Origin of the sequence: Novosphingobium endophyticum, assembly GCF_014640675.1 — a bacterium.
Lineage (GTDB): Bacteria > Pseudomonadota > Alphaproteobacteria > Sphingomonadales > Sphingomonadaceae > Novosphingobium > Novosphingobium endophyticum.
In genome coordinates, this window is sequence record NZ_BMHK01000062.1 from 1 (window position 1) to 8225 (window position 8225).

6 protein-coding genes are annotated in these 8225 nt (G+C 63.0%); all 6 read right to left on the reverse strand.

All coding sequences use genetic code 11. The annotated features are described in order from the left end of the window. Window positions 1-65: 65 nt before the first annotated feature. On the reverse strand, window positions 66-404 hold the full coding sequence (locus IEX32_RS19655; protein WP_188773233.1) for an alpha/beta fold hydrolase: 339 nt from the start codon (window positions 402-404) through the stop codon (window positions 66-68). Window positions 405-431: 27 nt separating this feature from the next. Further along, window positions 432-2858 (reverse strand): TonB-dependent receptor, encoded by a 2427-nt coding sequence (locus tag IEX32_RS19660; protein ID WP_188773234.1) that lies wholly within the window; start codon window positions 2856-2858, stop codon window positions 432-434. Window positions 2859-3120: 262 nt separating this feature from the next. After that, on the reverse strand, window positions 3121-3987 hold the full coding sequence (locus IEX32_RS19665; protein ID WP_188773235.1) for an alpha/beta fold hydrolase: 867 nt from the start codon (window positions 3985-3987) through the stop codon (window positions 3121-3123). Between the two features lie 145 nt (window positions 3988-4132). Beyond that, complete coding sequence (locus tag IEX32_RS19670) at window positions 4133-5437, reverse strand: LLM class flavin-dependent oxidoreductase (protein ID WP_188773236.1); 1305 nt, start codon at window positions 5435-5437, stop codon at window positions 4133-4135. Between the two features lie 223 nt (window positions 5438-5660). Beyond that, window positions 5661-7295 carry an alpha-D-glucose phosphate-specific phosphoglucomutase gene (locus IEX32_RS19675; protein WP_188773237.1) on the reverse strand — a complete coding sequence of 545 codons (1635 nt, stop codon included), beginning with the start codon at window positions 7293-7295 and terminating at the stop codon, window positions 5661-5663. 188 nt (window positions 7296-7483) lie between these two features. Next, a complete protein-coding gene (locus IEX32_RS19680) occupies window positions 7484-7996 on the reverse strand; it encodes a helix-turn-helix transcriptional regulator (protein ID WP_188773238.1) in 513 nt (170 codons plus the stop codon). Window positions 7997-8225 lie beyond the last annotated feature (229 nt).

The following is an 8225-nucleotide window of genomic DNA, read 5'->3' on the forward strand; positions in this document are numbered from 1 at the left end:
CCCCATAGAGCAGCGACTTCCACGTCGACTGCGGACAGAAGCACGTAGCCGGCGAGGGATGAAGCTCAAAAGGGATTGACTCGGGAGCGCCCGTTACAGAAGCCCCGGATGTAGGCGCGGGCCTGTTCGCTCTTGGCCAGATTCTCGGCCCAGCTCGTCGCGTTCATCACCGCTTCCATGCCGCCCGAGCTCGCCAGGGTCGCCGCCTCGCCGCAATAGTAGGTGGCAAGCTGCATGAGCCCGATCGGATCGCCGGAAATCCACCAGATCGCCAGATGCGAGCAGATCTCCGGAACGCGCGCCGCCGCCAGCATCGAAACGCGGCTGCCGCCCGAACCGCCGGCGATCACCGTGGGGCCGGGTGCCAGCCGACGGATCAGGCCGGAAAGCGCCTCCGCCTGCATCTCGGATTCGCTCTCGCCGCGCAGGCATCAGCTGCCGAAGCGATACTTCAGACGAAGCCCGTACATCCTCGGTTCGTTGATGACGCCCGATTCGAGTCCGAACGAGAAGAACGCGTTATTGACACTGACATTATACTTCTCGTTCGTGACGTTCGTCATGAAGAACGCCAGATCGAAACTGCTGCCCATCACGCTATCCCAGCTGGCATTGAGATTCAGAAGATCGGTGGGTTTCAGCTTCTGGAACTGCGGCGCGGTGGCCAGACTGACGACCTGCTCGTCGGTGTGGACGAAGGTGGCTCCGAAGGAAATATCGCCGATACTGTCGTCCAGAGGCACCATGTAGGTGCCGGTTATGGTGAAACGGTTCTTCGGCGAAAGCGCCAGCGGTGACCCGACCTCGGCCGTCGGGACGATGGCGGAATAGATGTCCACCAACTCCGGGCCGAGAACCGGTACGTCGAGTTCGAGCACCTTGGTGTTGAGGTAAGTATAGGCGCCGTCCAGCTTGAGCTGGTCGAACAATGTCACGGACGTGTCGACCTCGACGCCCCAGATCCGCGACTTGCCCGCGTTGATGATGGCACTGCCGCCGACCAGCGGACTGGTCGGAGCCCGGATCAGGGTCGCCTGGATCTGCTGGTCGCGAAAGTCGTTGTAGAAGCCAGTCAGGTTAAAGTAGCCCCGCGCCGGCCCGGCACGGAAACTGGTCTTGGCGCCAACTTCATAGGTATCGACCTTTTCCGGTTCCCACGTCTCGAACAGGATATTGGCCGAAGCCGCGCCGCCCGCGCGATAGCCACGCGCCCACTTGGCATAGAGCATGACATCTGGGATCGGCTTGTATTCGACGTCGATCATCCAGGTTGGCTTGTCCGACTTGGCCGTGAACTTCACCGCACAGGGGAAGTGGTCGTCAGGCGCGGTAACCGTCGTGTCCGGCACGCGCACCGGATTGGTGCAGCGGTATTCGAGCTGGCCGGGCGCCGGGAAGAAGATCGCGAACTGATCGTAGCGATGCGTCATCCGATCCCACGTATACCGCGCCCCGGCCGTAACCGCGAGTTGATCGGTGAACTCGTAAGTGCCCTGCGCATAAAGGCCTCGGCTGCGGAACCACGTCTTCTGGTAAGGCCGCGAAATGTTGCGGCCGCCGATCAGATCAATGCACTGCAGAGCCTGGAGATCGGGACAGCGCAGCAGGACCGAGGTCGACTGCGAGGTGAATCCCATCGGATCGCTGGCTTCGTAGTAGCCACCGGCCTGCCACCTGAAGCTGCCGTTGGACGTCTGGCCCTGGAACTGGAGTTCCTCGGTCCAGGTCGACTGAATCGAATTGAAGTAGCCCGGCGTATTGTTCAGCCGGATCACTTCGATGAAAGGCGTTCCGTTCGGCAGCAGGAACGCCTCGCCTTCAAGCGTAAGGCGCGCCGTTTCACGGAATTCGCCGTAGCTGGCTATGTTCTTGATTGTCAGGGAATCGCTAGCGAGCCAGGTCGTCGTGTTGATGACCTGCCAGCTTTCCATCCGGATCTTCGGATCGGTTTCGGTATTCTCGATGTCCCAGAACCCGTCGCCGCGCGCTTCCTGCCTTGTCACCTGTCCGCAGGCGAACGGGGCAAAGGGGCTTGCCTCGTTGCAGCCCAGTACCTTGGGAACGATGCCGTTGTTGTCGGAAAGCGTATAGTTGGCGATCGTGTAGTTCTCGAGATCAGGCGTCAGTTCGGCAAGGACGCTGAGTCTGGCGGCGATGTAATCGACATCACCGAAGTGGCTCGGCCCGATGTCGGTCTGGTTGTCGAGATAGCCCTCGCGCTTCATCCGGTCCACGCCAAGGCGGACCTTGAACGTATCCGCGAGCGGGAGATTGACCACCGCCTGAACCCGGCGCAGGTCATAATCGCCGAGCGACCCTTCGATATAGCCCTCGAGCTGACCGGTCGGCTTGCGCGGGACCAGCAGCACCGCGCCGCCGGTGGTGTTGCGGCCGAACAGCGTGCCTTGCGGCCCTTTGAGGACCTGCACGCTCTGAAGATCGAACAGCTGCCCCACGCCGACACCGTTGCCCGAGGTGGTCGATCCGCCCGATCGCGGAGCGACGACATCGGCGAAATAGACGCCGACCGAAGGCTGCGTCGCCAGGTCCTGAACGAAGCCGCGGATCGCGAACGAGGCCTTTTCCGGCCCGAAGCGCGAATTGAGCGAAAGCGACGGCGTGTAGGTGGCAAGGTCGCCGGAATTGACGATGTTGCGTTTTGAAATGTCTTCCTGATCGTAGACCGTAATCGAAATCGGGACGTCCTGAAGCCGTTCCTCCATGCGGCGGGCGGTGACGATAATGGCACCGCTACCGACAGCATCCCCACCTGTTTCCTGCGCCACCGCCGGACTCGTCAGAACGACGCACATGGCCGTGGCCGCAAGAATCGCGCACCTGTTCGCAATTACCCTCATCAAACTTCCTCCCTCTGATGCGGGGAAGCCGAAGTCCTCGGCGTCCTCATCCCGCAGTTACGCAAGGTCATGTGCAGAGAGGCTGGCGACAAACGCCTTCGGCACTCCTATCTTTTTCTTTTCCCGGGCAGGTTAGCTGCCTCTTCTTATGTGCACATGAATCGCAAAGTGACTGTACAACTGTCAAGTAAAATGCCGAACGCAACTATGACTCCGGTCGGCGCACCTACTCATCGCAAGCCGAAAAGAGCCGGCACGGCGATCAGTTGGCGATGAAATCCAGGATCAGCGGCACCAGCCGGGGCCACGACCTGAACAGCGTATGCCCGTCCTTCCCGGCCATCGTCTCGGCCGAACGATAGTTCCATTCGTTCTCGCCCCAAGGCGGATCAAGCATCGCCGAATGCGGGACGAGACGATGGACCCATTCCGATGTTGTCCTGGTGTGAGACAGGTCGCTCCTGCCGGATCGGAAGACCAGCGTCGGCATGGTCAGGCGCGCGAAATCGCGCGGGGCCATGCCCGGCACCGGCGTAATCGGCGATGGCGCGTAGGCCGACGCCCATTGCTGCATCACCGCGATGAACTTGTCGGGATCATAGCCCCGGATGTAGGCGCGGGCCTGCTCGCTCTTGGCCAGATTCTCGGCCCAGCTCGTCGCGTTCATCACCGCTTCCATGCCGCCCGAGCTCGCCAGGGTCGCCGCCTCGCCGCAATAGTAGGTGGCAAGCTGCATGAGCCCGATCGGATCGCCGGAAATCCACCAGATCGCCAGATGCGAGCAGATCTCCGGATCGCGCGCCGCCGCCAGCATCGAAACGCGGCTGCCGCCCGAACCGCCGGCGATCACCGTGGGGCCGAGTGCCAGCCGACGGATCAGGCCGGAAAGCGCCTCCGCCTGCATCTCGGATTCGCTCTCGCCGCGCAGGCAGGCGTCGGACAGGCCGCAGTTCGGACGGTCATAGATCAGCACGCGCCGCCCCGCCTTGACGAACTCCTCCGCCATCTCGCGCAGCCCCGGAACATCCATGGTAAAGCGGCCACCGGGGGTAAGCGCCACGGGGGGATCGCCATCCTTGCCGAGCAGCTCGTAGGCTATTCCAATTCCGTCGACGTCGATCTTCGGCATGTCGCTCTCCCGTCCGCCGCGTCCTTTGCAACGCCTGGCCCGGCATGCTCGCCTTGTCCGGCGCCGCGCGCAAGGCCGGAGCGGAAAGGTGATCGCAGCCTATCGCCCCGGCGTTGCGGCGCTCCTTCGGGACTGCGAAATCAGGTCAAAGCCCCAGGTTCTCACGGAAGGTCGTACCTGCATATTCGCTGCGGTATACGCCCTTCCTCTGCAGGATCGGCACGACCTGGTCGACGAAGTCCTCGACCGAGGAGGGCATAACCGTTGGCGTGACGTTGTAGCCATGACACCCGGTCTCGCGCCAGATGCGCTCCATTTCATCCGCGACCTGCTCGGGCGTGCCGACAATCTGCGGCTTGCCGACCGCCAGACCCCAGCGGATCGCGACTTCACGCAAGGTGAGCGGCCGGTCGCCTTCGATATTGGAGAAAGCCTTCATGAGCCCCTGCGAGGCCTGGGTCTCAACCTCGGCAAGCGGCTGATCGAGGTCCATCCCGGCAAAATCGACGCCCATGGTCCCGGAGAGGCGAGCAAGGCAGGCGTCAATCGGCAGCTTCTCTATCAGGTCGTTCAGCTTGCGCTTCGCTTCTTCCTCGGTCCCGCCGAGGATCGGCTGGATACCGAAGCTGACGCCGGGCGCCTTCACGCCGACGGCATCGGCCGCGTCCCGCAGATTGCCCATGAAGCGCTTCATTCCGGCCAGATTGGGCTGGATCGAGAAGACGACGTCCGCATGGCTGACCGCAAAGCGCTGCCCCCGACCGGAACTGCCCGCCTGAAACAGCACGGGCCGGCCCTGCGGCGAAGGCGGTACCGGACCTACCGTATCGCAATGAAAGTATTCGCCCTCGAAACCAAATCGCCTCACCTTGCCCGGATCGGCGTAGATCCCCGTCTCGCGGTCCGCGACGATGGCGCCCTCGCGGATCGAATCCCAGAGACCGTAGCAGACTTTCATGTACTCGTCCGCGCGGTCGTACCGGCGATCATGGTCGAGCTGCTGCAGCCCGAGCGCCCGGTGCTCGCCGCGCAAGTGACCGGTGACGATGTTCCACCCCACACGCCCGCCCGAGAGATAATCGATCGTGCCGAGCTGCCGCACCACGGTCCATGGCTGGTAGGAACTGGTCGACATCGTCGCCGCGAGGCCCAGATGCGTCGTGGATGCAGCCAGCGCCGAAAGCAGCACCACCGGATCGAGCGAAGGCCAGCATACGCCGTACCTGACCGCGTCCTCGTGACTGTCGCGATAGCGGTCGAAGGCGCCGGGCGTGTCGGCAAAGAAGATCCCGTCGAACTTGCCGCGCTCCAGCGTGCGGGCAAGATCCTGCCAGAGGCCGATATCATGAAGCGCCTGCAGTCGGTTGTCGCCGGGCTGCGCCCAGCTCAGCACGGTGTGATTGATCGGTGAGTTGATCAGGAAACTGACGAGGTGGATGTGGCTGCTCATGTTCTTCTGCCCGCTGAGGAGTTCTTCTCTCGCGTCACCTGATGGAACGCGAGCACCTCGGGGGCAAGCTCTTTTTGCGCATTATGTATACATGTTGATAGCCACATTGCGCGACCGGCCAGACAGGCACGCGATGCAACACCGCATGTCGCCAGCGGCTTCGCCGGAGAGCAATAGCCCCGCGAACCCGCTAGCGGTCAATCAATGATACGTCCGCCGAACGTCAGGTAATCACATCGGGAGCGGTCCTGCCCGTATGCCTCCTGATCCCGGCAATCTCGTCGGCCGCGGCGATCTGTTCTGCCAGCATCGCGCCGGTTTCCTCGTCGAGCAGGCCGCCCGCCGACTCGTAGCGTTCGAGGTAGACGCGCAGTGTCGCGCCTTGCGTGCCGGTGCCGGAAAGACGGAAGACGATGCGCGATCCGTCCTCGAACAGGATGCGGATACCCTGATTCTCGCTGACCGAGCCGTCCACCGGGTCCGTATACGAAAAGCTGTCGGCCACACGCACGGTCAACCGCCCGAAGCTCTTGCCCGGCAGCGCCGGAAGACCATCCGTCAATCCCGCCATCAGCACATCGGCGGCGGCCTTGTCGATGCCTTCATAATCATGACGCGCATAGTAGTTGCGACCGAAGCGGGCCCAGTGTTCGCGCGCCAGCTGGTCGACGGAGATCCCGCGCGCCGCAAGCACGTTGAGCCAGAGCAGCACGGCCCACAGCCCGTCCTTCTCACGCACATGATCGGAACCGGTGCCCGCGCTTTCCTCGCCGCAGATCGTCACTTTCCCGGCGTCGAGCAGGTTTCCAAAGAATTTCCAGCCCGTGGGCGTCTCAAAGCACGGTACGCCCAGTGCCTCGGCCACACGGTCGGCGGCCGCGCTGGTCGGCATGGAACGGGCGATCCCGGCAAGCCGGCCCTTGTAGGCCGGAGCGCCCCCCATGTTCGCGGCAAGCATCGCCAGCGAGTCCGACGGCGTGATGAAGCGGCCTCGCCCGATGATGAGGTTGCGGTCACCGTCGCCATCCGACGCGGCGCCGATGTCAGGCGAGTTCTCGGACATCATCAGATCGTACAGGTCTTTCGCGTGGATCAGGTTCGGGTCCGGGTGGTGCCCCCCGAAGTCTTCCAGCGGCGTGCCGTTGACCACCGTACCCTTCGCGAAGCCGAGCCGGTTTTCGAGTATTTCGACCGCATATGGCCCGGTCACCGCATTCATCGCATCGAAGCGCATGGTCAGTCCGCCGGCGACAGCCTTGCGGATCGCGGCGAAGTCGAAAAGCTCCTCCATGAGGTCGGCGTAGTCGGCCACCGGATCGATTACCGCGACGATCAGTTCGCCGATCCTGGTCTCCCCAGGCGTATCGAGGTCGACATCTTCGGCCTCAACGGTGAGCCAGCGGTCGATCTCCTGGGTGCGCGCATGGATCGCCCGAGTCACGGCTTCGGGCGCCGGGCCGCCGTTGGCGATGTTGTACTTGATCCCAAAGTCCTCTTCCGGTCCGCCCGGATTGTGACTGGCCGAAAGCACGAGCCCCCCGCTCGCCTTGTTCTTGCGGATCACATGGCTTGCCGCAGGCGTCGAAAGGATGCCTCCCTGCCCCACCAGCACCCGGCCGTATCCGTTAGCCGCCGCCATGCGAATCGCCTGCTGGATCACCGTGCGATTATGGAAGCGGCCATCGCCGCCGATCACCAGAATGGCGCCCGGCTCGCGCTCGGCCACGTCGAAAACCGACTGGATGAAATTCTCGGCATAGTTCGGCTGTTGAAACACCTTCACCTTCTTGCGCAGGCCGGACGTGCCGGGCGCCTGCCCTTCGAAAGGTCGGGTCGGTACCGTAAGGATCTGGGTCAATCCCAAGTCTCCGCAGAAATTTGAAGTGCCAGTAACCGGTTAAAGCCGAACCACGAGGGCTGCCCCCGGTTCGGCATACAATCACCTTGTGATACTTTCGCGGCGTTTTCGGCCAAGTCAAACCCCCGATCGCGGCTTTCGCATGGAAACGCCTTCGAGTCGTGGCCGAAGGCCGCACGGCTCGCCGCTCACAGCAGGGCAGTCAGCCCCTGGGTCATGCCCAGGCCGACCACCGCCAGCAGAACCAGGCCTGCGACAATGACGATCGAGGTGAACGTGCGGCCAGGTCCGGCATCCCCCTTGTCGAGCGCCTCCGGCACGACGCGGGGGCCGTCGGGCTCCCGCCAGGGCGCCGGGGCCCCGACCGGAGCGGGATCGGTGAGGCTCTGCGCGTCGACCGCGTCGCCCCGGCCCGGAAACGTTCCGATGATGGCTCCCGGCACTCGATCACGGGCGTTTTCCAGATCCTGCAGGTACTGGCGATAGACCCGGGCCAGTTCGGCGCGAGGCGGCGAGCCAGTGCGGCTACGCACGCTTTCGATCCGCTGATTGACCGCGCTTTCGGAAATACCCAGCTCGCGGGCGATTTCCTTGCTGGTGCGATTTTCCGCGACAAAGCGAAGGACTTCGTGCTGCTTCTCAGTCAGTGTGGGAAAGACGGCAAGCACCGACGTTGCCGGCCCCGCGCCGCGCTCACCCATGCCTCAACCCGAAATGTTCACAAACCATCCACCCGCCCGTCTCTTGCCGTCGCACATTTCATCAACCAGTAATTTTCCTTATAGGACCAGCACTTAAAAGGCCGCAACCGTAACCGGGGCAAATTCCAGGGCAATCGGGTGAATTAGCGCGTGACATTTGGTGAGAGTGCTGAATCTGTGAGTCCCCAATTGTTTGATGGGGAGATTTCGGAGATGGCGACGCGGGTCA